1 protein-coding gene is annotated in these 236 nt (G+C 62.3%); it reads right to left on the reverse strand.

The window, feature by feature from the left end:
- Positions 1-236, reverse strand: a 236-nt coding sequence (locus tag AC0L3B_RS40320; RefSeq protein WP_473383657.1) for a hypothetical protein, incomplete at both ends; no start/stop codon positions are given.

Raw genomic sequence — 236 nt, forward strand, 5'->3', positions numbered from 1 at the left:
CAAACGTTCCGCCACCCGCACCAACTCGGCGTCTTCGGGTTGCTCGAAGGGCGGTACTTCCGGAAACAGCGGTGCGTAATCGATCTTGACCTTGTGCCGCTCGGCCAGCGGTTCGAGTTTTTGCCGAATGGCGGCGCGCAGCACCTCGGCCGAAGGGCCACCGTGGTTTGCCATCACTACCAGAAGCTGATGCTCGACTGCGCACTGCCGAAGCAACGCGCTGTCCATTGCGTAGC

Source organism: Bradyrhizobium sp. Kon56 (assembly GCF_055807635.1).